Below are 26,574 nucleotides of genomic sequence, written 5' to 3' on the forward strand. Positions count from 1 at the left end.
ATGACGCCCGAACTGATCGCCACGCTGAAGGCCGACAAGGCCGAGCTGGTCGCATTGCTGGAGCAGTTTGCCGGCACGCTCGGCAGCTATCCGCTGTCGTACGCGCAGGCTTCGCTCTGGTCGCTTCACCAGCTCAATCCCGAGAGCGCCGCGTATAACGTGACCTATGCGATACAGCTCGACGATGCGGTGGAGAGCGCGACGTTGCGGCGTTGCGTCGATTATCTGATCGCGCGCCATCCGATCCTGCGCACCGCTTATCGCGTGATCGACGGCGAGCCGTGTCAGGAGGTCGTGGCGACGGCGGCCGCGAGCCTCGCCATCGACCGGCTGTTCGACGCGGATGAGGCGGCGATCCGACACTGGATCGACGATCAGGCCAACCAGCCGTTCGATCTCGCGCAATCCCCGATCCGGCTCAAGCTGCTGGTCAATGTGCCGCGAGAGGCCCAGGGGATCCGGCAGGTGCTGCTGATCAACGTGCATCACATCGCCGCCGATTTCCGCTCGCTGGAGATCCTGATCCGCGAGTTGCACGCGCTGTATGCCCAGGCCGTCGCCGGCGCACCGCTCGCGCTGCCGCCGCTTGCGCTGCAGTACCGCGACTGTGTCCAGCATGAGCTGGCCCGGCTGGGGCGCGGCGCCAGCGAACCGGCGGCGGCGTTCTGGCGTCACGAATTGCGCGATGGCTGGCCGGTGCTCGAACTCGCCACGGACCGCGTCCGGCCGCCGCTGAAGAGCGAGCGTGGGCGCGTGCACGAACTGGCGCTGGGCGAGGCGCTATCGGCCCGCGTGCGCGACGCCGCCCGGCAGGCGCACGTCACGCCCTACATGTGGCTGCTCACCGTCTACCAGTTGTTTCTTTACTGTCATACCGGCCAGCCCCGGCTGATGATCGGGGCGCCGACGTCCGGTCGCGGCGTGGCAGGCAGCGAGAATGTGCTCGGCCACTTCGTCAACACGGTCGTGCTGGCGTGCGACGTGAACGAGGGCGACACGTTTTCCACGTTGCTGGATCGCACGCGCGAGATGATGCTGCGGGTGCTCGAGCATCAGGACTATCCGTTTCCGATGTTGGTGGACATGCTGCGCCCGCCGCGCGATGCGAGCCGTTCGCCGATCTATCAGGTGATGTTCAACTGGAATCAGGCCCACGGCGAAACCGGGCTGGACGCGGCAGGCGGCGTGCCGTTCTACGGGGCGCGGCTCGCGGCCTCCAGCACCGGCACGCGAGGCGCGACGCATGACCTGACGCTGAATCTCCAGGATCTCGGCAATGCTTACCTGAGCGCCTGGACCTTCAATACCGATCTGTTCGAGCCGGAGAGTATCGAGCGCTTCGCCAGGCAGTACGTGCGTCTCGTCGAGCAGGCGCTCGAGGATCCCGCTCGCGCGCTGGCGCGCTTCAGCACCGCGGATCAGCAATCCGGCGCCGCACTGATGGCGCGGCTCGCCCGTGTGCTGCCCGGTTCGCCGGCGGCCCTGTCCGAGTGCGCCACGACGTCGCTCGACGCGAGCGCCGTGGTGTGGCAACTGGACGGCGCGGGGCTGACGCGGGCCGACGTCGACGCGGCCCGGCGAGCCCTGACGGCGCGTCTGGCGAGCGCCGGTGTGGCGAAGGGCACGTGCGTCGCGTTGCATCTGACGGCGCCGGCGCAATGCGCGCTGGCGCTGTTGGCCGTGTGCGAGCTGGGCGCGCGCGTGCTGCGCACGACGATCGGCCTGCCGCGCGCCGACGACGCATGGGTCGATCCGCGCGTCGGCGTGACGCTGCTCGACGGCGGCACGCCGGATTGGCACCCCGCCTCGATCCGCATCGAGGCAGCCCGGCAGGGCGCGCATGTGCGCTCGGACGATACCCGCGACGCGATGGACGCGGGTGCCGTCATGGCGTTCACGGCGGATCTCGCGCGCCTGTTGCGCGCCGATCGGGACAGCGTGGTGGTGGCGTTGTGCGACCAGCCCGCGTGGCTGACGGTCGCCTCGCTCGTGCATGCGTTCAGCCGCGGCGGATCGGTGCGGCTGAGCTCGCAGGCTTCCATTTCCGCGCTGGCAAGCCCCGACGCGTCGCTCGCCCGGGCGGCGCGAGCGACGCTGGGAGCGCTGCTCTCGCCCGCCGCGTGTCTGATGGTGCCCGCGTTGCTGGCCACCCGGTTGGCCGACGCCGGCATCGACCGGGTTCGGCACCGGCTTGTCTATGGCGATCGGCCCGGCGGCGCGTCGGGCTCGACCGTTTTTGTACCGCTCGCCGCCGTGGAACCGTGGCACACGCTTGCCGGCTTCGTGCCCGATCGCGGACGATGGCGCTTCCTGGCGCCGTCCGCCGATGGCCGCGTGGCCGTGGTGGTCGGCCCGACGGGGCGCCTGGCCGACGAGCGTCAGGCCGGCGAACTGCGTTTCGTCTGGCCTGCCGCGGGCGCATGCGACATCGCAAGCCCGCCTGATTCGCCAGATGCGCTGTTGGACGGGGCGGTGCCGCTCGGCGCCGGCCTGCGCGCGGTGCGGATCGGCGAGACCATCCTGAGCGATGCGCCGTCGTTGCGCGGGAGCGATGCGTCATGCGGTGTCGCCGATGCGATCGAGCGGCATCTGCGCGGTGTGCCGGGTGTCCAGGACGCCGCCTGCGAGGCGCGCGAGGTGGCGGGCGCCGTGGTGCGGGTCGCCTATTTGACGCCCGATCCGGCGCTGGCCGATAGCGGGCCCGACGCCTTGCTCGTGCGTGCGCGGGCTGCACTGAAGGCGGCGTTGCCCGATGCCATGCATCCCGATGCGATCCAGTGGCTCGCGCAATTGCCGCTCGACGCGCGAGGCGCACTCGACGTGTCGCGCCTGCCGCTTCCGGATGCGCAGCCGGGTGCGTCGCGAGAGGCGGACAGCGAGATCGAGCACGCCTTGGTCGCGATCTGGCGCGACGTCCTGGGGCGCGCGACGATCGGTGTCGACGACGATTTCTTCGAGTCGGGCGGCGACTCGATTCTGGCCGCGGTCATCGTGTCGCGTGCGGCGCTCGACGGGCTGTATCTGAAGCCGAAGGATCTGTTCGAACATACGACGGTGGCGGAGCTGGCCGCCGTGGTGCAGGCTGCGCCGGCGCTCGGCGTGGATCAAGGGCCGGTGCGTGGCGACGCGGCGCTCGGGCCGGCCGCCGCCTGGTTTGTCGAGAAAGTCGACCGCGATCGCTCGCATTTCAACCAGGCGCTGCTGGTGTCGCTGCGCGACGAGCCCGATCTGGCGATGCTGGCCGAAGCCTGGCGCGTGGTTGTGCAGCATCACGACGGCCTTCGCTCACGCTTCGCAGCCGACGGCGCGAGCCTGCGTCAGCACTTTCCCGATACCGCCGGCGACGATGGCATCGATGTCGACGCGGTGTCCTGCGTCGATGCCGCCGGGCGCCACGACGAGGCGGCTTGGCGAGCGGCGATCGCCGCCGCGCAAACCGGCCTCGATATCGAGCGCGGCCGGCTGCTGGCCGTGCGTTGGCTCAAAAGCGCCAGCTTATGGTCCAGCCGGCTACTGATCGTCGTCCATCACCTGGCGATCGACGGCGTATCGTGGGCCATTCTGCTGCAGGATCTGGCCGATGCGTATCTGCAGATCCGCCAGCGCACGACGCCGAAACTGCCGCTGAAAACCAGCGCCGCGAAGGCCTGGGTCGAGCACTGGCAAGCCCTGGTCGCCACCGGCGCGCTCGATCGTGACCGGGCCTACTGGCTGGCGCGCGCCGAACATGTCCGGGCGGCGCTCGGCGGCGGGACGCGCGTGGCGCTGATGCGTCACAGTCTCAACCCGATCGTGCACCACACCTACGAGGATTCGCCGCTGAGCTGCACGATCACGCTCGATGCGAAAACCACCACGCGCTTGCGTACCACCGCGCATCGCGCCTATGGCACGGACGCCAACGATCTGCTGGTGGCGGCCCTGCATGGCGGCTTCTGGGACTGGAGCCGCAGCGAGGCGCTCTGGATCGACGTCGAGGGGCATGGTCGCAACGCGTTCGACGACGAGGCGCTGGACCTGAGCCGCAGCATTGGCTGGTTTACCTCGATTTATCCCGTGTTCGTCGATGCGCCGGCCGACGGCGAGGCGGCGCGCTTGATCAAGGGCGTCAAGCAGCGCCTGCGCGAGGTGCCCCGCCATGGGGCCGGCTTCGGCGCACTGCGCTATCTCGACGGCGACGCGACGCTGGCGGCGCTGCCCGCCGCCCCGATCCTGTTCACCTATCTCGGGCAACTCGAGCAGATGGCCGGCAACCCCGACTTTTATCGCGGCACGCTCGAGGCTGCCCCCGGCATCCGCAGCCCGCGCCAGCGACGCACGCATCTGCTGGACATCGTGGCGTATGTGGCCGGCGGCAGGCTCATCCTCGATGCGTCGTTCCACGGGGCGCCCGGCGTGGACGAGAGCATCGGCTGCCTGATGTGCCACGTCGAGGCACGGCTCAGAGCGCTGATCGATCACTGCGACGCGGCGCCGGACGGCGGCATGACACCGTCCGATGTGCCTCAGCTGGACGTGGATCAGGACGAGCTGGACGCCGTGCTCGCCGAAATCGACGCCCTCGAACCATGACCCGATGGCGGTGCGCGGCCCGCGCATCGCCCGTCATTTCCCGAATCAGGAATTCTGCATGGCACGCAACGTCGATACGCTCTATTACGCTACGCCGCTACAGCGCGGCATGCTGCATCACTCGCGGCTCGATCCGTCGTCGGGCATCTATGTCGAACAGTTTTCGTGCGTGTTGCGCGGTGCGATGGACATCGAGCGATTCCGCGCGGCCTGGCAGACCGTGGTGCTGCGGCACGACGTGCTCAAGACGCTGTTCATCCGGCTGCACGAGGCACGCCCGATGCAGGTGGTGCGCCAGCGCGCGACCCTGCCGCTCGAGGTACGCGACTGGCGCACGCTTGCGAGCGAGGAACACGCGTCGCGCTTCGAGGCCTTGCTGGCCGACGATCGCCGGCGCGGCATCGCGTTCGACGTCGCGCCGCTGATGCGCGTCACCGTCGTCACGCTGGCCGACGACCGCCATCGCTTCCTCTGGACCTATCACCACGCGATCCTGGATGGCTGGTCGATGCCGGTGCTGCTCGGCGAGGTGTTCGCGAGCTACGCGCGACCCGAGCTGCCGCTGCCGGCCGCGGCCCGGGATTATCGTCACTACGTGCAGTGGTTGGCGGCGCAGGACACGCAGGCCGCGAACGCATTCTGGCGCGACATGCTGGCCGGGTATCGCGAGCCGTTGCGTTTCGCGCCCTCGGTCGAACCCAGCGTGGCGGCCGCGTCGGCGGAGCGCCGATTGCGGTCGGTGGAGGCGGCGTTGCCCGCCGACTGGCTTCAGACGGCGCAACAGCGCTGTCGTGCCGAGCACATCACGCTCAGCACGTTGTGCCAGGGCGCCTGGATGCTGCTGCTGGCCCGCCTGGGCGGCGTGGACGATGTCGTCAGCGGGGTGGTGATGTCCGGCCGTCAGTCGACCTTCGAGGGCGCGGAGCGGATTGCCGGTTTGTTCATCAACACCTTGCCCGTGCGGGTGCGGCTGGATGGCGAGTCGCGCGTGGGCGACTGGCTGCGCGGCGTGCAGCGGCTCACGCGCGAGGTCGAGCAGAATGCGTCCTGCGCATTGACCGAGGCGCTGCAGTGCAGCGACGTGCCACGCCATCTTCCGCTGTTCGACGCACTTTACGTATTCGAGAACTACCCGGGGCGCGATGCGTTCGATCGGCTGGCGGCCGATTGCGGCTGGCGCGTCGAGGCAACGCGTGCGGTCGAGGAAACGAACTACGCGCTGGCCCTGATCGTGCTGCCGGCCGATGCGCTGCACCTGCAACTGACCTATGACACGGCGCGCTTCGACGCGCGATTCGTCGATCGTCTGCTCGGGCACTATCGCGCGCTGCTCGAGTGCATGATCGCGGACCCGATGCCGCGCCTGGGCGCGCTTGCGCTGGCGGCGCCCGAGTGGCGGCGGATCCGGCCCGAGGCGGCGGCGCCCGCGCCGATCGCGCTGGTCGACGCGCTGCTGGCTCGGGCCACGCATGCGCCCGAGCAACTGGCGTTGTCGTATGCGCATCAGCAGGGTACTGCCGAGGGCGGGCTGACCATTGCCGTGACGATCGCCTACGCGGCGTTGGCCGAGCGTGTGACGCGGGCGATTCGGCAGTGGAAGCGCTTCGGGCTGCAGGCGGGCGATCGCGTGATCCTGATCGAGCCTGAGCCGATCACGCGGCTCGTGTTGTTGTATTCGGGGCTGGCCTGCGGCATCGATTGCTGGATGGCGGAGGATAGCCAATCGGCGGCCGCGCTCGCGGAATTGCGCCGCGAGGGGGCGGGTTGGCCGACGCTGCGCGGGTGCGCGAGCGCGTCGTCCGCCGTGTCCGGCATGCTCTGTTTCGTTTTCGACGAGCGCCACCCCGATTATGGCAAGCCGGCGCCGGCCGCCGATCAGCGTGCCACCGATCCGATGCCGGCCGCGCAGGGCGCCTGTTCGCTGTTCACGTGCGACGCCGACGGCACCTGGCAACAGGTACGCTATCGCCACCACCAGCTCGCGCTCGCCGCGCAGTCGTTCGCCGAATCGTTCAGCGCCGGCGAGTGCGTGGATGTCGCGATCGATGGGCCGCTCGATGCCCCGACGCATCTCGCGATCGTGCTGGGCGCGCTGCATGCGGGCCTGTCGATTCATCAGGTGGCAGGCAGCGATGCCGGGAGCGTTCTGCAACGGCTGGCGGATTCGGCACGCCGCTGGCACAGCGTGTTTCTCGGCGCACCTGCCACGCGCCGTCTCGAGCCGATGCTGGAGCGGGCGCCGCACGCGCGTATCGAATGCGCCTATCTGGTGGCCGACAGCCGTTCGTTGACCCCGCACGGTGCGCGCGCGATGGGGATCCTCGCACCGCGTGCGCGGCACTATCGGGTGCTGCGATGGCCGGCCGTTTCGTTGCCGCACGCGTTGGATCCGATCGACGCCGGCACCACGGCCTTGGCGGCGCTGATCCACCCCTTGGGCCCGGATGCCACGGTGGGAGTGGTCGATACGCACGGTAATCCGGCCGGCACGGATGCCTTGGGCCGGCTTGCACTCGGTGGCGCGAGCGTGCCCGAATCCATCCGGACGGGGGCGGCGTTCGACGGCACGGCGGGGCCGGGGCCATCCCGGGATGCCCCGCTGCCGACCACGCTCGAGGCGTGGCGCACGGCGGCGGGATGCGAGCTGCGCCTGCCGGATCCGCGTGCGGCCGCCGATGCCCCCGCGGCCGATTGGGCGGCGCTCGAGGTGCTGGCCGCACGCGCTGCCGACGCCGATGCGCATGCGCTCGCCGTGGTCGAGCGTCTCGACGCGAATGCCCGGTGGGAGACGATCCTGTTCCACGTCGGCGCGCAGGCGGCATGCGACGTACTGCTTGCCGCCTGCGAGGGCGATCCGGAGCGGCGCGCGAGCATCGATGCGGTGATCGAGCTGGCGGCCATGCCGCGCGACGCGCATGGCCGTATCGACCGGGCCTGCCTGATCGCGGGCGCGGCGACACCCGTCAGGCCGTCGAGTTCAGGCGAGCCCGCCAGTCCGATCGAAGCGGGCATTCTCGAGATCTGGCAAGCATTGCTCCAGCGCCAGGACATCGGCCTGCACGACGACTACTTCGAACTCGGCGGCGATTCGCTGCAGGCCACGGTCATGCTCTATCAGATCGAGGCGCAGTTCGGGAAGAAGATCGGCACGCAGGCATTGCTGGCGAAGCCGACGATTGCGGCATTGGCCGCCCGCGTGGCGAGTGAGGCGGACGACGCCGACGATGCGATGCCGGATCTCCGCGCCGATGCGGTCCTGGATCCCGCGATCACGCCGAATGCCGTGCCGACGGCCGCAGCCGCGCGTGCCGTATTGCTGACCGGCGCGACGGGGTTCCTGGGCGTGCACCTGCTCGAGGCGCTGCTGAACGACACCGCGGCGGACGTGTGGTGCCTGGTGCGCGCGAACGATGCTCAGGCCGGGGCGCGCCGTCTGCGTGACGCGATGCAGGCGCATGGCGTCTGGCGCGAGGCCTATGCGGCGCGCATTCGGGCCGTGCCCGGCGATTTGGCGCTGCGGAATCTGGGCTTGTCCGACGCCGATTTCGATGCGCTGGCAAGGTCGGTCGACGTCATTTATCACAACGGCGCGCTCGTCAATTTCGTCTATTCGTATGCGGCGCTGAAACCGGCCAATGTCGATGCGACCGAAGCGATTCTGCGGCTCGCGAGCCTGCACGGCGCGATTCCCGTTCACTATGTTTCGACAGTCGGCACACTGAACCGCCATGCCGATGCGATCCCTGAAACATTGGCCGTGCCGTATCACGACTATCTGGCAACCGGGTACGAACAGAGCAAGTGGGTGGCCGAGCAACTGGTCGCGCAAGCATCGGCCCGCGGTCTGCCGGTGACGGTATATCGACCGTCGCGCATCGTGGGGCACTCGTCCAGCGGCCGCATGAACCTCGACGATCTGTTCAGCCGCCTGATCAAGGGCATCGCGCTTCAAGGCCAGGCGCCACGCAATGTCGGGTTCGACAACATGCTGCCGGTCGACGTGGTGAGTCGCATCATCGTGGCATCCTCGCTGAGCGCGGAATCGGCGGGCAAGGCGGTGCATGTCGTCAATCCGGTATGGAATTCTCTTGATGCGCTGGTCGATTACATCGAACAGGCCGGGTATCCGTTGACACGCCTCGACTACGACCAGTGGCTTGCCGCGCTCGACGATCACGTGCGCGTCATGCCGGAGCATCCGCTGGCGACGCTGATCCCGGTGCTCACGAAGCTGAATCCGTCGGCGGATCCGTCGATCGGAAAGATTCTGCCGATCGAATCGGTGCAGCTTCATCGCCTGGCGGGCGCCGTTCTGGCCGACAGCTTGCGTCCTGCCGAGGTGTGGCTCGACACGTTCTTCGATTACTTCCATGCCGAGGGTTTTCTGCCGGCCGTGGCGGACGCGGTCGATGGTGCCTGAGCGAAGCGCCATGCGGACGCCTCGCGGCCATGCTGCATTCCCGGGGGCAAGGCCTGATCGTGTTTCTGCGCCGGACGGCGTTCGGTTCGACGAAGCCCGGCGCGATTCGCAAGCCGACCGCGAGCCCCCGGCTGGCGATCGCCGGGGCGGCTCGATGGCCGGAAACGTTCGGCTCGCGGGCTGACGTGTTCCGAGCAGCGGAATCCCGGCCAGCCGACGATCGGTGCCGACTGGCGGCGCGTGCAGGCGCGTGACGCGCCGTGTGGCGGGGATCGCCGCGCCGGCCTGCGCGGCGTGGCGCCGCTGCGCGCCGAACACCCGCCCGTGCGGTTCTCCAGACGCACTTCGCGCAACGCCCCGATCGCCATCCTCCATAGATGAGAATGATTCGTATTTGTGATACATTGCGCCCTTCGATACTGAAAGGTTTGCAACATGACGACTGCCACGACCGCCGCGTATCAGGATGTTCAAGCGCTGTATCGCGATCATCACGCGTGGTTGCAGTCGTGGCTTCGGCGGCGCTTGGGCGATGCCGTCGATGCCGCGGATCTTGCGCACGACGCCTTCCTGCGCCTGATCGTCAAACCCGCTCCGACGGGGCTTGCCAGCGAAGGCGAGGCGCGCGCCTATTTGCGCACGCTGGCGCATGGCATGTGCATCGATCTGTGGCGCCGCCGCCAGGTCGAACAGGCGTGGCTCGAATCGTTGGCCGCCCAGCCGGAGCTGTATGAACCGTCGCCCGAGCATCGGGCCGTGGTGATCGAGACGCTGCTCGAGATCGGCACGGCGATAGGCCGTTTGTCCGCCAAGGCGCAGCAGGCGTTCGTGATGGCTCAGATCCATGAACTGCCGACGCGCGTGATCGCAGAGCGGTTGGGCGTGTCCGACCGGATGGTGCAGAAGTATCTGGCCCAGGCGATGCTGCAACTGGCCCTGCTCGACGCCGGCCTCGACGCGTGAGCCATCCGTGCGACACCTCGCCGGACGCCGAAGCGAGCGTCCGCGCCGATTTCCGCAGTCTCGAGCAGGCGGCCGAGTGGTACGCCGTGCTCTACGCCGGTGACGCCGCCGCCGGCCATCACGAAGCGTGGCTGCGCTGGATGGCGGAGCGGCCCGAGAACCGTCAGGCGTGGGCGCACATCGAATCCGTCAGGCGCCGCATCGTGCCGTTGCGCAGGGAAGGGGTGCGCGAAGCCAACGCGGCTGCCGTCAAGGTGTCGGCGCGGCTGACGCCGGGGCGCCGCAAGGTACTCGGCGTCGCGCTGGCCGCACTCGGCGGCTCCGGCTGCGCCGCTTGGCTCGGCTGGCGCGATCCCGACGTGCGGGACCGGATCGCCGCCTGGCGCTCGGATTACTCGACCCGCGTGGGCGAGCGCCGCGATATTCGCCTTGCCGACGGCACGCGGGTCTGGCTCAACACGGGCAGCGCCTTCGATGCGGATTACAGCGCCGGCCGGCGCGACCTTCGGCTGACGGCAGGCGAAATGCTCGTCGAGACCGGCCGCGACGGCGGCGGCCGCCCGTTCTTCGTCACGAGCCGGAACGGCCGGATGCAGGCGCTCGGCACGCGCTTCACGGTGCGTCAGACGCCCGGCGCCACGCTGCTGGCCGTCTACGACGGGCGCGTGCGAATCCGGAATCTGGCGGGCGGCGAGGCGATCGTCGAGGCGGGCCGGCAGCGCACGTTCACGGCGCACGACATCGGCGCCGAGGTGCCGGCCGAACCGGCGCGCGAGGCCTGGTCGCGCGGCTTGCTGCTGGCCGACGACATCACGCTGGGCGCGCTGTTCGACGAGCTGGGCCGCTATCGGCACGGCCATATCGCCGTGGATCCGCAGGTGGCCGGCATCCGCGTGGTGGGCCGCTTCCCGCTCGGCAATGCCGACCAAACCTTCGCGATGCTCGAGCGCGATCTGCCGATCCGCATCCGCCAGCCGCTGCCGTGGTGGGTCACGGTGGCCGCTCGCTGAGCCGCGCCGCCGCGTTTGCCGGCGGCCGATGACGGCCGCTCGAAAAAATTTTCGCGAATCGGTTCGCACTTCCGATCCTCATCCGGTTTACACAGCAAGGACGACGATGCCGCCGCGCGAGGTGCGGCGCATCGCCGGCTCCGCAACGTCGACCCTGAGGAATCCCGTTTCATGCATCGCCCGCCGTTCCCCGCGAACCCGCCCCGTTCCGTGTCCGCCCGTGTTGCGCACTTGCGCGTCCGGGCGGCGCGGCTGGCCGTGGTCGGCCTGCTGCTGGCGGCGGGCCTGGCGGGCACCGGGCCGCGCGCGTTCGCCGAGACATCGGGCGCGCCGGGCGCCTCGGCCTCGGCGGTGCGGCGTTTCGCGATCCCGGCCGGGCCGCTGGCCACGAACCTGAACCGGCTCGCCGAGCAGGCCGACGTGCTGCTCAGCGTGCCCGGCGATTACACGGCCGGCAAGACCGCGCCGGCGGTGCGCGGCACGTACACCACCGACGAGGCGTTTCGCGCGCTGCTGAACGGCAGCGGGCTCGAGGCGGTGCGGCAGAGCGACGGCAGCTATTCGCTGCGGCCGGCCCCGATCGCCGACCTGCGCGGCGTGCTGCCGAGCGTCGAGGTGCGCGGCCGCCGCCGTGCCGATGCGGCCGTCGAGCCGTATGCGGGCGGGCAGGTCGCGCAGGGCGCGGAACTGGGCCTGCTCGGCAATCGCGATTTCATGGACACGCCGTTCAGCCTGACCGGCTACACCGACAAGCTGCTGCGCGACACGCAGGCGACGAGCGTGGCAGATCTGTTGAGCACCACGGATCCGTCGGTGCGCGCGGCGATCGACGGCAGCAACCGCTACGACGCGCTGACGATACGCGGGCTGCGCGTGGAGAACGGCGAGATCGCGCTGAACGGGCTGTACGGCCTCGTGCCGAACTACCGCATCGGGCCCGATCCGGTGCAGCGCATCGAGCTGCTGCGTGGGCCGGGCGCGATGCTGAACGGCATGCTGCCGCTCGGCGGCGTGGGCGGCAACGTCAACGTCGTGACCAAGCGCGCCGACGACACGCCGCTGACGCGGCTGACGGCCGAGGCGATGTCCGGCGGCCTGGCGGGCGCGCACGCCGATATCGGCCGGCGCTTCGGCCGCGACGGCGAATTCGGCGTGCGCATCAATGCGTCGCGCCGGCAGGGCGATACGCCGATCGACGAACAATTCAGGCGCAACAGCGCGTTCTCGGCCGGCCTCGACTATCGCGGCGGCCGGCTGCGCCTGTCGGGCGACGTCGTCTATCAGGACGACACCATGCGCGGCGCCGCGCGCGGCTACACGCCGATCGCGGGCATCGCGCTGCCCGACGCCCCCGATCCGCGCATCAATCTCGCGCAGCCGTTCTCGTATTCGAATTCGCACAGCCTGACGACGATGGGCCGCGCCGAATACGATCTCGCGCCGAACACGACGCTGTTCGGCGCGGTGGGCGTCAACCGCTTCGGCTACGACAAGCTGGAGGATCCCGGCGCGACGCTGCTCGATGCGCAGGGCGATGCGCTGGCCGCCACGAAATACCAGGACGGCCGCGCACAGGCGCTCTCGGCGCAGGCGGGCGCGAGGACGCGGGTGCGGACCGGGCCCGTCGAGCATCGTCTCGTGGTGGCCGGCAACTACCTGCAACAGACGACCTGGCTCGGCCAGGCCGTCTACGGCAGCTATGCGACCAACATCTTTCTGCCGACCCGGCTGGCCGGGCTCGGCGAGCCCGTTTCGGCTTCGCCGCAGGCGCGCGACAGCGCGCAGATCCTGCGCGGCATCGCGTTCGCCGACACGCTGTCGGTGGCGGGCGGGCTCGTGCAACTGACGCTCGGGCTGCGCCGCCAGCAGATCGCCAGCGCCAACTTCGCCGCGTCCGGCGTCGAGACCGCGCACTACGATCGCGGCGCCACCACGCCGTCCGCCGCGCTGCTGATCCGGCCGCTCGATCGGCTCGCGTTTTACGCCAACTACATCGAGGCGCTGACGCCGGGCGCGACGCCGCCCGCCGACGCGGCCAATCCCGACCAGGTGTTCGCGCCGTACCGATCGAAGCAGGTCGAGCTCGGCGGCAAGCTCGACCTCGGCCGCTTCGGCGCCACGTTGGCGCTGTTCCAGATCGACGTGCCGAGCGGCATCGTCGATCCCGTCACCAGGATCTACGGCATGACCGGCCTGCAGCGCAATCGCGGCGCGGAGCTGTCGGGCTTCGGGCGGCTCGCGCCCGGCCTGCGCGTGCTCGGCGGCGCGAGCTGGCTCGACGCGATCCTGCGCCAGACGCAGGGCGGGGCCAACGACGGCAACCGCGCCGTCGGCGCGCCGGCGTTCCAGGCGAACCTCGGCGCCGAATGGGATGTGCCCGCCGCGCCCGGCGTCACGCTGACGAGCCGGCTCATCTACACCGGCTCGGCCTATGTCAGCCAGGACAACACGCAGCGCGTGCCGTCGTGGACCCGCGTCGATCTCGGCGGCCGCTACGCCACGCATGTCGCGGGGCACGGCCTGACGGTGCGCGCCAACGTCGTCAACCTGTTCGGCCGGCGCTACTGGCAGGCCAATCCAACCGGCTACTTGATCGGCGGCATGCCGCGCACGGTCTGGCTGTCGGTTTCGACCGACCTGTAGCGCAGGCCCGGCGCGCCGCATCGCGATGCGATGCGGATCGGCAGCCGCCGCGTGCCATTTGAATCGGACTACGAAGTATTGAAGTGTGCTGGAAAGGGAATGGTCTTCATTCCGGGGTTGCGAGGACGTGCTCGTCCGCCGGCCGGCGGCGAGCGATTTCGACAATAAGACGAAACGGAAGCAGAGCGATGCGACAGATCGGCAAGGCAGAGGGGAAACACACACGGGCGGGCGGCGCGCGGCGCATGCCGGCGATGCGGCAGGACAGGTTGATCCTGGCCTGCGCGATGGCGTTCGCCTCGTGGAGCGTGCAGGCGCAGGAGACGGCGCCCGCGCAGGATGCGGCCGCACCGGGGGCGCAGCCGCCGACGGCGCTCGAAACCGTGACCGTGAAGGCCAGCCGGCCGTCGCTGTACTCGGTGCCGGACGTCAACGTCGGCGCGCTCGGCGCGAAGGATCCGAAGGATCTGCCGCTGTCGGTGGCGTCGTATTCGAGCGAGCTGATCGAGGCGCAACGCGCGCGCACGCTGATGGACGTGCTGAAGAACGACCCTTCGGTGCAGAACACGGCGGTGGGCGGCGCGATGGACAACATCAGCATTCGCGGCTTTCCGGTGGACTGGACCAACACGATGCGGCGCGACGGCATGCCGGTGGCACCGTACTACGATCAGCCGCTCGAGAACGTCGAGCGCGTGGATGTGCTGAAGGGGCCGTCGGGCTTCCTGTACGGCGTGAATTCGCCGGGCGGCACGGTCAATTACGTGCTCAAGCGCCCGACGCGCGACCGCTTCACCACCGTCACCGGCGAGACGCGCAGCTACGACGGCTACTACGGCGCCGTCGACACGGGCGGCCCGATCGGCGACGGCCGCTTCGGCTACCGCTTCAACGCCGCCGGCGAGAAGGTCGGCAACTTCGGCCATGCGGGCGACCTGCGCCGCACGTTCGTGAGCGGCGCGCTCGACTGGGCGATCTCGCCGCGCGCGCTGCTGCGCTTCAACTTCGATTACCAGAACAAGCGGCTCGCCGCGCAGCCGGTGATCGGCACGCAGCCCGACGGCGCGCTGCCGCCGATGTTCGATCCGCGCACGCTGCTGGGCCAGCCCTGGCTGCAATACAGCACGAATACCTTCAACGTCGGCGGCCAGTTCGACTACAAGCTGACCGACAACTGGAGCTTCACGACGCAGATCGCGCAGTCGTACAACAACCGCGATGCCGCGTTCCCCGATGTCTATTCGGTGGCGCCGAACGGCAACATCCTCAGCGGCGATATTTATCTGTCGCCGAGCCAGAGCTACCGCGTGCTGTCCACCAACACCTTCGTGACCGGCAAGTTCGGCACCGGGCCGCTCAAGCACCAGCTGGTCGCCGGTATCTCGACGCGCAACTACGATTCGCAGCAGGGCGGCTTCGGCGTGATTCCGATCACGGTCGGCAATATCTTCAGCCCCGTCTATTCGGCGCCGCAAGGCACGACCTATCCGGCCAAGACGGCCACCAGGAACTTCCAGCCGAGCGTGTTCGTCAGCGACCTGATCGACATCGGCTCGCACTGGAGCGTGATGCTGGGCCTGCGCCACGTGCGCTATCGCGACGATGCCTATGCGCCGGGCAGCGCCGATACGCATTACCAGACCAGCGTCAACGTGCCGTCGGTGGGCGTGGTGTTCAAGCCGCTGCCCGCGCTGTCCACCTATCTCAGCTATGCCGAAGGCTTCGAGGAGGGCGGCGTGGCGCCCTATAACGCGCTCAATGCCGGCGCGACCCTGTCGCCCGTGAAAAGCAAGCAGTACGAAGCGGGGATGAAGGCCGACGTGGGCCGCGATCTCAGTGTCAACGCCGCGGTGTTCCGCATCGAGAAATCGCTGCAGTACGTGAACGGCGCGAACTACTACGTGCAGGCCGGCACCGAGCGCCACGTCGGCGTGGAGCTGACGGCCAACGGCCGCGTGACGCGCGACCTGTCGATCGTGGCGGGCGCGTCCTACCTGCATACCGAGCAGATCGGCACCGGCGACGCCAGCACCGACGGCAAGCGTGCGGCCAACGTACCGACGTTCCAGGCCAGCGCCTTCCTCGACTATCGGGTTGCGGCCGTGCACGGTCTGAACCTCGACGCCGGCGTGTACTACGTCGGCGCGCGTCCGCTCGATGCGGCCAACACCGTGTCGCTGCCGGGCTATGTGCGCTTCGACGCGGGCGCGCGCTACCAGATGCGGATCGGCGGCCACAACACGATCTTCCGCGCCGGCGTGCAGAACCTGACCGACAAGCGCTACTGGGCCGCCGCCAACTACAACGCGGTGTGGCCGGGCCAGCCGCGTACGTTCTTCCTGTCGGCGCAGGTCGACATGTAAGCCGCTTCACGAGGGCCGTCGAGCGCCACCGAGAGACGACGGTACCGGACGCGCCGCAGAGCGCGCCGGCCGTCACCTGCCACGACGCGTGTACGCCGCGGCGGGCATGGCGCTGGAAGTGCTGCAGCAAGTGTTGGGACACGCCTCGCTGCAAACCACCACGATCTACGTCAATGCAGAGCAGCAGCGCATGCGTAAGGAATCAGCCGAATACCATGCACGTTTGGCCGCTCGGGCTTTGGAAACATGAAATCCGTGAAACTCGGAAGTTATTTGGGTAACGACGTGCCCGCTAACTGGCTTTTTCGGCTCGAAATGCCCCTTCGACGGAAGCGATTTGGGTAATTTCGGGGAAATGAATCGAGTACCTCTACAGTAATCGCTCCACGACCCGACGCGTGTATCACATACGGGCGCGGTCGAGCGCATCGAGTATCGCGGAGGTGTTCAACAATTCGGGAAGGGCCCGGCCGTTCGGCGCGCCGGGCCCGTACACCACGTCGAGCGGAATGCCGGCGCGGCCGAAGCCGTCCACGTAGCGCGCGATGCCGGGATCGGCGTGACTCCAGTCGGCGCGCATGCGCACGAGGTTCGGCGCGGCAAGCGCGCGCTGGATCTCGGGCCGGCGCAGGACGGTCAGCGCGTTGACCTTGCAGGTCAGGCACCAGGTGGCGTCGACGTCGACGAATACCGTCTTGCCCTTCGCCACCAGTGTTGGGATCCGCGCCGGATCGAACGCCTGCCAGCCGTCGCCGGCGGGGGGCGCTGCAGTGCGGCTTGCCGCCGCCGCGGCCGGCGCCGAGTCGTGTTCTTTCGGCAGCGCCGCGACGACGATCGCGCCGATCGCGAGCCCCGCAAGCAGCGGGGTCGTCCAGCGCGATGCCGGCGCCTTGCCCGCCCCGGACAGCAGCGCGCGCATGCCGAGCAGCGCCGCGATCACCAGCGCGACCGCGAGCGCGATACGCACGCCGGTGGCGCTCGCCAGCAACACCAACAGCCATCCGGTCGTCGCCAACAGCAAGAGTCCGAGCAGGGTTCGTACACGGTTCATCCACGGGCCGGGACGCGGCAGCCAGGCAACCAGCGACGGTGCGATCGCTATCGCGAGGAAGGGCGACGACATGCCCAGCCCCATCGCGAGCAGCACGGCGACGATCTCGACGGGGCCGCGCCCGAGCGCAAAGCCGATCGCCGTGCCGACCAGCGGCGCGGAACACGGCGTGGCCAGCAAGGTCGAGAACGCGCCCGAAACGAACGCCTCGGCGAGCGGGCCGCGCGTGGTGGCGGTGCCTGCCAGGTCGGCGAGCGTGCGCGGCAGGCCGATCGCGAGCCAGTCGAACAGGCTCGCCGCGAAGAGCGCGGTCGCCACGGCCATGCTCGCGAGAAACCACGGTTGCTGGAACTGAATGCCCCAGCCGATTGCGACGCCGCCGAGCTTCAGCGCGCTCAGCGCCAGGGCCAGCAAGGCAAACGCGGCAAGGGTGCCGAGCACGGACGCGCCGGCAAGCCGGCTCGTCGACCGGCGCGAGGCGCCGGCCGTCTTCAGCAGGGCGAACGCCTTCAGCGACAGAACCGGCAGCACGCACGGCATCAGGTTGAGGATCAGGCCGCCCGCGAACGCGGTGAGCAGGATCGACAGCAGCGGCAGGATCGACGCGCGGCCGTTCGCGCTTGCGGGGCCGATTTCGACGGCGCGGGCGCCATCGACGAGCGTCAGGGTCATCGACTGCGCGTTGCCGGTCGAGCCGGGCAGCGCGACGTCCAGTTCGGCGTCGCGCCGATCGTTCGACAGCCGGACGACCGGCGCCGCAGGCAGCCCGCTGCCCGCGCCTTCGACGAACAGGTCGGGGGCCGTGAACGGCAGCGTGCTGCTGCGCAGATGGATGTCGAGGCTGCGTACGCCCGCGTGCATCGAGATGTCGCTGGAGATCACCGAGATTCCGGCCTGGGCGGCAGGCACCGGCACGGCGCGTCGCGCCGCGTCGAGTTCGGCGGCTTCCGCCGAGGCCGGCGGCGGATCCGTCGCGGCCGGCAGCGCGAGCGTCAACGCCGCATGCTCGGGGACACAGACATTCGAGCAGGCCGCGTAGTCGAGCGTCAGGTTCAGATGCGCCGGCGCGCCGGCCTGGCGAAGCCGGATCGTCGTGGGCAGCACGACATCCTCGCGATACACCGCGTTTTGCAGTCCGTCGATCACGAGCCGCGTCGGCGCCGGCCACTGCATCGTGGCCGACGCCACGTCCGGCGCGTGCGACCAGTCCGGATGCGGGGCGACGCCGGCATCGCCGGGGGTGCGCCAATAGCCGTGCCAGCCGCGTGGGAAATGAAATTCGATGCCGGCCTGCAGCGAGGTGCCGGCCACCGCGTCGACGGCGGTGACGAGGCGCGCCTGCGCACGCGCGTCGCCGACCCAAACGGACGCGGCGGCGTGGGCGGCGCTCGCCTGACCGAGCGCCGCCGCGCACAGTGCCGCCGCGAGTATGCCGCCCAGCCGCGTGCTCGGGTTTCGCATTGCCGCCTCCCGGTGCGCCGCCCGCTCAGTGCGCACCGGCGTCCGCGACACGCGCGGCGCCGACGATCCTGCCGTCCGGCGCTTCCAGCAGCACTGCCAGCCGTTCGCCCGACACGGGAGCCGTCTTGAGCGCCAGTGCGGCGCCCGACCATTCGCCGATCGGCATGAAGCTGCGCACGATATTCGATTCGGTCAGCGTGCGGCCCGAGTTTTCGCCGCGTCCGATCGCGGTGGCGTGGCGCGTGTCGTAGCCGACCAGCAGCACACGGGCCCGCCCGGCGCCCGCGCCAACCGACACCGTGACCGTGCCGCCGTCGCGGCTCGCGTCGACGGCGGCGGCCGTCACGCTCGACGTCTTCGCTTTCGCGATCGCGGCATTGACTGCGCCGCGATCGGAGCCGACCACGCCGGCTGCGCCGTCGATCACCATCTCGGGCGTGTACGAGCCGTCTCCGAAGCGCTGGGCGTAGCGCGCCTGTCGATCCGTGGCGAGGTCCAGCGAATAGGGATCCTTCCAGCCGAGCTGGTTCCAGTAGGTCACGTGAAACGCTAGCGGCAGCACATCGGCGCGCGTATCGCCAAGTTCGGAGAGAAAGCGGTCGGCCGGCGGACACGACGAGCAACCTTGCGAGGTATACAACTCCACGACGACGGGGCGTGACGCCGCGGCGAACGCGTGGGCGCTGGCGAGCACGGCGGAACCGGCGCACAGGGCGAGAAGAAAACGGGGCAGCATGGCGAACTCCAGTGAAGGACGTGATGGGTAGTTCGTCGTTTGCCGCCGGCGGGTTACACCCGCTTCGCCGAAACGCGCTCGAAAATACCGGGCTGCGCGGCGAGGTCGCGGTGTCGTTGGGGATGGCCGCTCGCAGGTCAGCCTGTCGGGCGCCGGATATCGGTGGCTATTCGAGGCTCGGCGACGATCAGAAACGTCGGCCGGGCAAGGCGGTGTCACCGAACCGGAAACAGGCGGCGCGCGCCCGCTTCCTTCCTCATCCCACCGCCGGCCCCGCCAGCTCCATTCGATACGCCACGCTCAAAAACAACGCCTGCGCGAGACACATCGAGCTCGTCAGCGCGCGGAAGCCGAACGTGCTGCCTTCGCGCGCGAGCAAGGCCACGGCGGCGCGCGGGATCAGCGGACTGAACTGGCTGTCGGTGATGGCCAGCACGCGGGCGCCGCGCGCCACGGCGGTGTCCACGGCGTCCAGTGTTTCCGGCGCGTACGGCTCGAACGAGATGGCGATCAGCACGTCGTCCGGCGTGATTGCGCGCAGTTCGCCCTGCTGTGTGAAACCGAGGCCCTGCAGCCAGTGGATCGGCTTGCCCGTCTGCTGCAGCGAATAGGCGAGGTAGGCGGCCACCGGGAACGGCCGCCGCGAGGCGATCAGCCAGATCGAGCGCGCGCCGAGCATCAGCTCCACTGCGGCGTCGAGGTCGGGCATCGGCAACTGGTCGAGCAGCAGATGCAGGCTATCAATGCTGTTGCCCGTGACTTCCCGGGCAATTCGCGAAGGCGTGATCGGGCCGGAATCGGTATCGATCAGCGAGCGCAGCCGCTCGTGATACACGAGCTCAGGCGCGAGCCGCCGCGCCGCGCCGGCCCGGAACAGCGCCTGCATCTCGCTGAATCCTGAAAACCCGAAGCGCTTCGCGAAGCGCACCACGGCCGAAGGCTGCACGCCGCACTGGCGCGCCGTGTCCTGAATCCCCTCGATCGCGATCCGCTCCCCCTGCGCCTCGATGTAGCGCGCCACCAGTTTGAGCTGACGGCTCAGCCCGTCGAATTCCGCCTGGATCGTCTCCATGAACGCCGCGACGTCGGCGGGCGGGGCGGTATCGGGCAGGGCGGCTGGGTTCATGGGGCTTGAAGGTCTCGCAGTGCGGCGTTCGCCGTCGTCGGGAAGGCTGGATTATACGGCCCGGGCGCCACCCGTCTCATTGATCGGAAAATAAATTCCAATTTAAAAAGTATTGGAAATTTATTTCCATTTGAGTAGACTGCGTTCCATGCCCGAGACGCCGGATGGCACCGGGCTCACGAAGACAGCCCCGCAGCGGGCGCAGATTGGAGATACGTGGCGCATGGAACTTCCTTTTCCCTCAGGTCGGTCGATCGACGTGGCCTGCCTCGGCCGGCTCGGCGTCGATCTCTACGCCGACCAGATCGGCTGCAGCCTCGAAGACGCAACCCGGTTTTCCAAATACCTCGGCGGTTCGTCGGCCAACATCGCGTTCGGCACGGCGCGGCTCGGGCTGGCCTCGGCGATGATCTCGCGCGTCGGCAACGAGCAGAACGGCCGTTTCCTCGTCAACACGTTGAAAAATGAAGGCTGCGACGTTTCGCAGATCCAGGTCGATCCGCAACGTCTGACGGCCATGGTGCTGCTGGGCATCAAGGATCAGCACACGTTTCCGCTGCTGTTCCTGCGCGAGAACTGCGCGGACATGGCGATCGAGGCCGAGGCGATCGACGCCGCGTTTCTCGCCGATTGCCGCAGCCTGCTGATCACGGGCACCCACCTGAGCACGCCGGCCATGCTCGCCACCTGCCGCCACGCGCTCGACATCGCGGGTCGACACGGCCTGGTACGCGTGCTCGACATCGATTACCGCCCCGTGCTGTGGGGCCTGACGAGCCGCGGCGACGGCGAGACGCGCTATATCGGCAACGACGGCGTGAGCCGCCATCTGCAGGCCCAGCTTGGCCAGTTCGAGCTGATCATCGGCACCGAGGAGGAGTGGATCATCGCGGGCGGCGTGGAGGGCGACCTGATCGCTAGCCTGCGTCGTGCGCGCGAATGCACGCAGGCGGCATTCGTCGTGAAGCGCGGCGCGCTCGGTTGCAGCATCGTGCCGGGCGCGATTCCCGATTCGATCGACGATGCGCTGACCGTGCTCGGCGAGCGCATCGAGGTGTTGAACGTGCTGGGCGCCGGCGACGCCTTCGCGTCGGGGCTGTTGTCGGGGCTGCTGCGCGGCAAGGACTGGCGCGAATCGGCGTCCATCGCCAATGCCTGCGGCGCGATCGTGGTGTCGCGTCATGGCTGTGCGCCGGCCATGCCGACGCCGGACGAACTCGCGCACTGGTTCTCCGGGCATCGTCATCCGCGCCCCGATCAGGATCCGCAACTGGCGCATTTGCATCGGGTGTCGGTCAAGCGGCGCGCGTGGCCCGAGCTGCACGTGCTCGCCTACGATCACCGCCCGCAGTTCCTGGAGATGGCCGATGCCGCCGGCGCACCGCCCGAGCGGGCCGCCGCGCTGAAGCACCAGCTCAACGCGGTGCTGGCGCGGATCGAGCGCGATTACCCCGATTGCCGCGGCAAGCTCGGCCTGCTGCTCGACGGTCGGCCCGGGCTCGGCGAATCGGCGTTGCACGCGGCGACCGGGCGCGGCTGGTGGGTCGGTCGCCCGGTGGAGTTGCCGGGTTCGCGCCCGCTGCAGTTCGACGGCAGCGAATCGGTGGCGACCGGCCTCGCACACTGGCCGCTCGAACAGGTGGTCAAGTGCCTCGTGCTGATTCATCCCGACGACGAGGCGGCCCTGCGCGCGCAACAACTGGCGCGGCTGCGCGAGCTGTGGGAAGCCACGCGCGCGAGCGGGCACGAACTGCTGCTCGAGATCATCCCGCCGGCGGCCACGCTTGCGCCCGACGATGCAGGCGAGGCCGTGGTGCGGATGATCCGCGAGCTGTATGCGCTCGGCTTCCGGCCCGAGTGGTGGAAGGTCGGCACGATGTCGGCGGCCAACTGGGAGGTGCTCGATGCGCTGGTGCGCGAGCAGGATCCGTATTGCCGAGGCGCCGTGATTCTCGGTCTGGCTCAGCCGATCGAGCAACTGGTTGAGGCGTTCGCGCAGGCTCGCGCACCGATCGTCAAGGGCTTCATGGTCGGCCGCTCGGTGTGGTCGGAGCCGGGTGCGGCCTGGCTGCGCGGCGAGATCGACGATGCGACGCTGCAGGCACGGATCGCCGCCAATTTCCTCGCGCTGATCCGGGGCTGGCAATCACGGCATGAACGCCACGCTGGCTGAACCACGATATCGATCCAGGAGACGAACATGAACGACAACACTTCCACGCAGCGCCTCGCCTCGCGCACGGCTCTGATTACGGGCAGCGCCAGCGGGCTGGGCCTCGCGACGGCGCGTCGGCTGCTCGGCGAAGGCGCGCAGGTGGCGCTGGCCGACCTCGATTCGGCAGCACTTGATCGCGCCGCAGCCTCGCTCGAGGCGCCCGCCGGGCGCGTGCGCGGCTACCGGCTCGACGTGCGCGACGCCGCGAATGTCGAGGCCGTCGTGGCGCAGGCCGAAGCCGATTTCGGCCGCATCGACATCCTCGTCAACAGCGCCGGCGTCAGCTATCAGGGCTCCGTGCTCGACAATCCGCTCGACGCCTGGGAGCGCGTGATCGGCATTAACCTGACGGGCACCTATCTCTGTACCCAGGCCGTCGCGCGCCGCATGGCGGAGCGTCGCTACGGCCGCATCGTGATGTTGGCCTCGATCTCGGGTCAGCAGGTGTGGTCGGGGCGCGTCGCGTATTCGTCGTCGAAGGCGGGCGTGTTGGGGCTGGCGAAATCCTGTGCGATCGACCTCGCGCCGTTCGGCATCACCGTGAATTCGGTGTCGCCCGGCCCGATCGAGACACCGCAAACCGCCGCGCTGCACAACCAGCTGATCCGCGACACGATCGTGCAGGCCACGCCGATGGCGCGCTACGGCCGCCCCGACGAAGTGGCCGATGCGATTGCGTTCCTCGCCAGCGACGATGCTCGTTTCGTGACGGGCCACGACCTCGTGGTGGACGGCGGCCTCACCAGCGCCGCGATCCTCTACGACCTCGCGAAGAACCCGCAACCGAGCTGAGCCCGCCATGACGACGCTGAATTCCGCCTCCACCTCGCCCGCCACCATCCAGGCCGTGATCTTCGACTGCGACGGCACGCTCGTCGACAGCGAACCGATCGCGATCGCGGCGCTGCTCGACGAAGCCCGTGGAGAAGGCTTCGTTCTCGACCGGCACGTCGGCGAGGCCCGTTTCAAGGGCGTGAAGATGGCGCTGTGCGTGGCCGAAATCGAGCGCGAGCTCGGCCGCGCGCTGCCCGACGATTTCGTTTCGCGCGTGCGGGCGCGGATGGTGCGCGGTTTCGAGGCGAACCTGCCGCTCATGCCCGATGCGATGCGCGTGATCCGCGAGCTGCCGCTGCCGTATTGCGTTGCGTCGAACGGGCCGCCCGAGCGGTTGCGCGTCACGCTTGGCGTGAGCGGCCTGTTGCCGGAACTGCGCGGGCCCGTGATCAGCGCCTACGAAGTCGGCCACTGGAAGCCTTCGCCGGCATTGTTCCTGCACGCGGCCGCGATGCTCGGGGTGGCGCCACAACACTGTGCAGTGGTGGAAGACAGCGCGCCGGGCATCGAGGCGGGCGTGGCCGCCGGCATGACGGTGTTCGCGCTGTGCGCCGAGCACGAGATCGATCCGCGCTGGCGCGGAGAGGTGGTGCGGATCGACCGCCTCGGCGAGCTGCTCGACCGGCTCGCCTGAGGCGCGAGCGAGCGTTTCATGTTGCATCTTCAGAATGACTAACCAAAAAGCAAACATCAGGAGACAACCATGCCATTGATCATTCTGGCAGTCGGCATCGCCGTGCTGTTCGTGTTGATCGTCGGGTTCCGCATCAACAGTTTTCTGTCGCTGATTGTCGTCAGCCTCGGTATCGGCTGGGCCGAAGGGCTGCCGCTCGCCAAGGTGCTGCAGGCGATCGAGACGGGCGTGGGCGGCACGCTGGGCCACCTCGCGATCGTCGTCACCTTCGGCGCCGTGCTCGGCACCTGGATGGTGGACAGCGGCGGCGCACAGCGCATCGCCTCGGTACTGATCGGCGCGGTCGGGCGCAAGTATTTGCGCTGGGCTGTGTGTCTGAGCGGCTTCATCGTCGGCATCGCGCTGTTCTATGAAGTGGGCTTCGTGCTGCTGATTCCGCTGGTGTTCTCGATCGCGATCGGCGCGCGCATGTCGGTGCTCGAAGTGGGCGTGCCGATGGCCGCTGCCTTGTCCGTCACGCACTGCTTCCTGCCGCCTCACCCGGGGCCGACCGCGATCGCCGTGATATACGGCGCGAACGTGGGCCGCACGCTGCTGTACGGCATCGCGATCGGCATTCCGGCCGCGATCATCGCCGGGCCGCTGTTCCTGCCGCTGATGAAGAATATCCGGCCGGCCATGCTCGACGGCATCGCCTCGACGCGCACGTTCCGGGACGACGAAATGCCCCCGTTCCTGACCAGCCTGCTGACCGCACTGACGCCGGTGATCCTGATGGGGGCGGCGTCGATCGCGAGCCTCACGCTGCCGGCCGGCTCGGGCCTGCGCGCGTTCCTCGAATTCGTCGGCAATGCGGACATGGCGCTGCTGATCGCTGTCTGTGTGGCATTCGTGACGTTCGGCCGGGCGCGCGGCATCGCCACGCCGGAACTGATGTCGGGCGTGCAGAAGGCCGCCGCGACGGTGGCCATGATTCTGCTCGTGATCGGCGGCGGCGGGGCGCTCAAGCAGGTGTTGATCGACAGCGGCGTGGGCAAGTACATCCAGTCGCTGATGGTGGGCTCGAGCGTGTCGCCGTACATCCTCGCCTGGCTGACCGCCTGCCTGCTGCGCGTCGCGGTCGGCTCCGCCACAGTGGCCGCGCTGACGACGGGCGGCATGATGGTCTCGCTGATCGAATCGACCGGCGTGAGCCCCGAGCTGATGGTGCTCGCGACCGGCGCCGGCAGCGTGTTCGCCGGGCCGCCGAACGATCCGGGCTTCTGGATGTTCAAGGAGTTCTTCAACCTGTCGGTCAAGGAAACGCTGCGGACTTGGTCGGTGCTGGAAACTGTGATTTCGGTGGTCGGCATTGGCGGCGTGATGACGCTGGCCGCGCTCGGCGTGCACTGACGCGATGGCGCGGGCCATCGGTGGTGGCGGCCCGCGAGAACTTGCCGTACTTCCCGTTCATTCCGAGGAGACCTGATCATGTCCGAGGCGATTGCCGCGCCTTTGTCCGGAAAAACCGCACTCGTCACCGGCTCGGCCGGCACCATGGGGCTGGCCGCCGTCAGGGCGCTGCTGGCCGACGGCTGCCGCGTCGCGATGGTCGACGCCAACGTCGCCCGCAACGAAGCGCTGGCCCGCGAGCTGGGCGTGGGCGTGCAGGCTTTCTCGTTCGACATCGCCGACCCGGAGCAGGTGCAGGCTCACCACGAGGCGATCGTCGCCGCGCTCGGGCCGGTCGACATTCTCGTCAACAACGCAGGCATCCTGTCGAACAACAAGGCCGAGGCCACCAACGCCACCGAATGGCGCCGCGTGCTCGGCGCGAACCTCGACGGCGCGTTCTATCTGGCCCGGCAGGCGATCCCGTCGATGAAGGCACGCCGCTTTGGCCGGATCATCAACACAACGTCGCTGGCCGCGAAGACGGGCGGATTGACGGCCGGTACCGCCTACTCGGTGTCGAAGGGCGCGCTGGCCTCGCTGACGTTCTCGCTCGCGCGCGAGCTGGCCGCGTTCGGCGTGACGGCCAACGGCATCTCGCCGGCCTACGTGAAGACGCCCATGATCATCGAGCAGCTCGACGAGGCCCAGCGGCAGAAGTTGCTGAAGGAGATCCCCGTGGGCCGCTTCTGCGAGCCGGAGGAGTTCGCTCATGTCGTGCGTTTCCTGGCTTCGCCGCTGGCCGGCTTCATCACCGGCGAGGTGGTGGACATCAACGGCGGGCTGTTGATGGATTGAGCGCGCGAAGCGGGCGGCGGTGCTCGAACGCCCGCTACACCGTCTCCCAGAACGCCCGCCGATCCACCGATTCCGGCAACGCCTCCCCGATCCGCGCCCGGAACACCGCCGTATCCGCGCCCACCGCCGCGCGCTGGGCGACGATCCGCGCGATCGGCCCGCTATGTGTCGCGCGCCGCCGCGCGGCCCGTTCGACCAGCGCGGGATCGAACGCCGCGGCCACCGTGCTGGCCTGCGCGCCGCGACCGCGCCTCCGGGTAGATCTGAAGAGCGTCGTGTAGGGCAAGAGTGGTGGTGGCAGTGTAGATCTCGGTGGT

General features: G+C 69.1%; 15 protein-coding genes and 1 pseudogene. 12 read left to right on the top strand and 4 right to left on the bottom strand.

The features are described 5' to 3' along the window. The 7 genes from G3N92_RS03465 (at position 1) to G3N92_RS03495 (ending at position 16,221) form a co-directional block, all read left to right on the top strand. Entirely contained in the window at positions 1–4,572 is a 4,572-nt protein-coding gene (locus G3N92_RS03465; RefSeq protein ID WP_241014566.1) for a condensation domain-containing protein, read from the top strand. 109 nt (positions 4,573–4,681) lie between these two features. Continuing rightward, positions 4,682–8,992, top strand: coding sequence for a thioester reductase domain-containing protein (locus G3N92_RS03470; RefSeq protein WP_241014567.1), 4,311 nt, complete (start codon positions 4,682–4,684; stop codon positions 8,990–8,992). Between the two features lie 435 nt (positions 8,993–9,427). Next, positions 9,428–9,955, top strand: a complete 528-nt coding sequence (locus tag G3N92_RS03475) for a sigma-70 family RNA polymerase sigma factor (protein ID WP_206126052.1) — start codon at positions 9,428–9,430, stop codon at positions 9,953–9,955. Then, positions 9,952–10,965, top strand: coding sequence for a FecR domain-containing protein (locus G3N92_RS03480; protein WP_206126053.1), 1,014 nt, complete (start codon positions 9,952–9,954; stop codon positions 10,963–10,965). Before G3N92_RS03475 ends, G3N92_RS03480 begins: the two co-directional genes overlap by 4 nt. Before the next feature lie 210 nt (positions 10,966–11,175). Then, positions 11,176–13,608, top strand: coding sequence for a TonB-dependent receptor (locus tag G3N92_RS03485; protein ID WP_339385784.1), 2,433 nt, complete (start codon positions 11,176–11,178; stop codon positions 13,606–13,608). Between the two features lie 245 nt (positions 13,609–13,853). Further along, positions 13,854–15,971, top strand: coding sequence for a TonB-dependent siderophore receptor (locus G3N92_RS03490; RefSeq protein WP_241014564.1), 2,118 nt, complete (start codon positions 13,854–13,856; stop codon positions 15,969–15,971). A 106-nt stretch (positions 15,972–16,077) separates the two neighbouring features. Continuing rightward, positions 16,078–16,221 carry a hypothetical protein gene (locus tag G3N92_RS03495; RefSeq protein ID WP_206126068.1) on the top strand — a complete coding sequence of 48 codons (144 nt, stop codon included), beginning with the start codon at positions 16,078–16,080 and terminating at the stop codon, positions 16,219–16,221. Positions 16,222–16,374: 153 nt separating this feature from the next. Here the strand turns inward: G3N92_RS03495 and G3N92_RS03500 are convergent, their stop codons facing one another. The 3 genes from G3N92_RS03500 to G3N92_RS03510 form a co-directional block, all read right to left on the bottom strand. Further along, on the bottom strand, positions 16,375–18,483 hold the full coding sequence (locus G3N92_RS03500; RefSeq protein ID WP_206126056.1) for a protein-disulfide reductase DsbD domain-containing protein: 2,109 nt from the start codon (positions 18,481–18,483) through the stop codon (positions 16,375–16,377). Between the two features lie 25 nt (positions 18,484–18,508). Further along, entirely contained in the window at positions 18,509–19,219 is a 711-nt protein-coding gene (locus G3N92_RS03505; RefSeq protein ID WP_206126057.1) for a DUF1223 domain-containing protein, read from the bottom strand. 256 nt (positions 19,220–19,475) lie between these two features. Next, a complete protein-coding gene (locus tag G3N92_RS03510; RefSeq protein ID WP_206126058.1) occupies positions 19,476–20,345 on the bottom strand; it encodes a MurR/RpiR family transcriptional regulator in 870 nt (289 codons plus the stop codon). A 223-nt stretch (positions 20,346–20,568) separates the two neighbouring features. On the opposite strand from G3N92_RS03510, the gene iolC reads away from it, so the two are divergent. From iolC to G3N92_RS03535, 5 genes are all read left to right on the top strand, one after another. Then, positions 20,569–22,518, top strand: a complete 1,950-nt coding sequence (gene iolC / locus G3N92_RS03515) for a 5-dehydro-2-deoxygluconokinase (RefSeq protein WP_206126059.1) — start codon at positions 20,569–20,571, stop codon at positions 22,516–22,518. Between the two features lie 27 nt (positions 22,519–22,545). Then, positions 22,546–23,352 carry an SDR family oxidoreductase gene (locus G3N92_RS03520; RefSeq protein WP_206126060.1) on the top strand — a complete coding sequence of 269 codons (807 nt, stop codon included), beginning with the start codon at positions 22,546–22,548 and terminating at the stop codon, positions 23,350–23,352. A gap of 7 nt (positions 23,353–23,359) precedes the next feature. Further along, positions 23,360–24,028: an HAD-IA family hydrolase gene (locus tag G3N92_RS03525; protein WP_206126061.1), complete on the top strand. Its 669-nt coding sequence runs from the start codon at positions 23,360–23,362 to the stop codon at positions 24,026–24,028. Between the two features lie 69 nt (positions 24,029–24,097). Then, positions 24,098–25,420: a gluconate:H+ symporter gene (locus tag G3N92_RS03530; protein WP_206126062.1), complete on the top strand. Its 1,323-nt coding sequence runs from the start codon at positions 24,098–24,100 to the stop codon at positions 25,418–25,420. Between the two features lie 78 nt (positions 25,421–25,498). After that, on the top strand, positions 25,499–26,257 hold the full coding sequence (locus tag G3N92_RS03535) for an SDR family NAD(P)-dependent oxidoreductase (protein ID WP_206126063.1): 759 nt from the start codon (positions 25,499–25,501) through the stop codon (positions 26,255–26,257). A gap of 34 nt (positions 26,258–26,291) precedes the next feature. On the opposite strand, the pseudogene G3N92_RS03540 reads toward G3N92_RS03535, so the two are convergent. Then, positions 26,292–26,574, bottom strand: a pseudogene (locus G3N92_RS03540) (hypothetical protein); the annotation flags it as partial.

The sequence above is a fragment of the Burkholderia sp. Ac-20379 genome (assembly GCF_017104645.1).
In the GTDB taxonomy this organism is placed as follows: Bacteria; Pseudomonadota; Gammaproteobacteria; order Burkholderiales; family Burkholderiaceae; genus Burkholderia.

Bases quoted from the DNA above. Each gene is read 5' to 3' on its own strand.
- G3N92_RS03465 (WP_241014566.1), top strand. From the start codon at position 1: ATGACGCCCGAACTGATCGCCACGCTGAAGGCCGACAAGGCCGAGCTG.
- G3N92_RS03470 (WP_241014567.1), top strand. From the start codon at position 4,682: ATGCTGCATCACTCGCGGCTCGATCCGTCGTCGGGCATCTATGTCGAA.
- G3N92_RS03475 (WP_206126052.1), top strand. From the start codon at position 9,428: ATGACGACTGCCACGACCGCCGCGTATCAGGATGTTCAAGCGCTGTAT.
- G3N92_RS03490 (WP_241014564.1), top strand. From the start codon at position 13,854: ATGCCGGCGATGCGGCAGGACAGGTTGATCCTGGCCTGCGCGATGGCG.
- G3N92_RS03495 (WP_206126068.1), top strand. From the start codon at position 16,078: ATGGCGCTGGAAGTGCTGCAGCAAGTGTTGGGACACGCCTCGCTGCAA.
- G3N92_RS03500 (WP_206126056.1), bottom strand. From the start codon at position 18,483: ATGCGAAACCCGAGCACGCGGCTGGGCGGCATACTCGCGGCGGCACTG.
- G3N92_RS03505 (WP_206126057.1), bottom strand. From the start codon at position 19,219: ATGCTGCCCCGTTTTCTTCTCGCCCTGTGCGCCGGTTCCGCCGTGCTC.
- G3N92_RS03510 (WP_206126058.1), bottom strand. From the start codon at position 20,345: ATGAACCCAGCCGCCCTGCCCGATACCGCCCCGCCCGCCGACGTCGCG.
- iolC (WP_206126059.1), top strand. From the start codon at position 20,569: ATGGAACTTCCTTTTCCCTCAGGTCGGTCGATCGACGTGGCCTGCCTC.
- G3N92_RS03520 (WP_206126060.1), top strand. From the start codon at position 22,546: ATGAACGACAACACTTCCACGCAGCGCCTCGCCTCGCGCACGGCTCTG.
- G3N92_RS03525 (WP_206126061.1), top strand. From the start codon at position 23,360: ATGACGACGCTGAATTCCGCCTCCACCTCGCCCGCCACCATCCAGGCC.
- G3N92_RS03530 (WP_206126062.1), top strand. From the start codon at position 24,098: ATGCCATTGATCATTCTGGCAGTCGGCATCGCCGTGCTGTTCGTGTTG.
- G3N92_RS03535 (WP_206126063.1), top strand. From the start codon at position 25,499: ATGTCCGAGGCGATTGCCGCGCCTTTGTCCGGAAAAACCGCACTCGTC.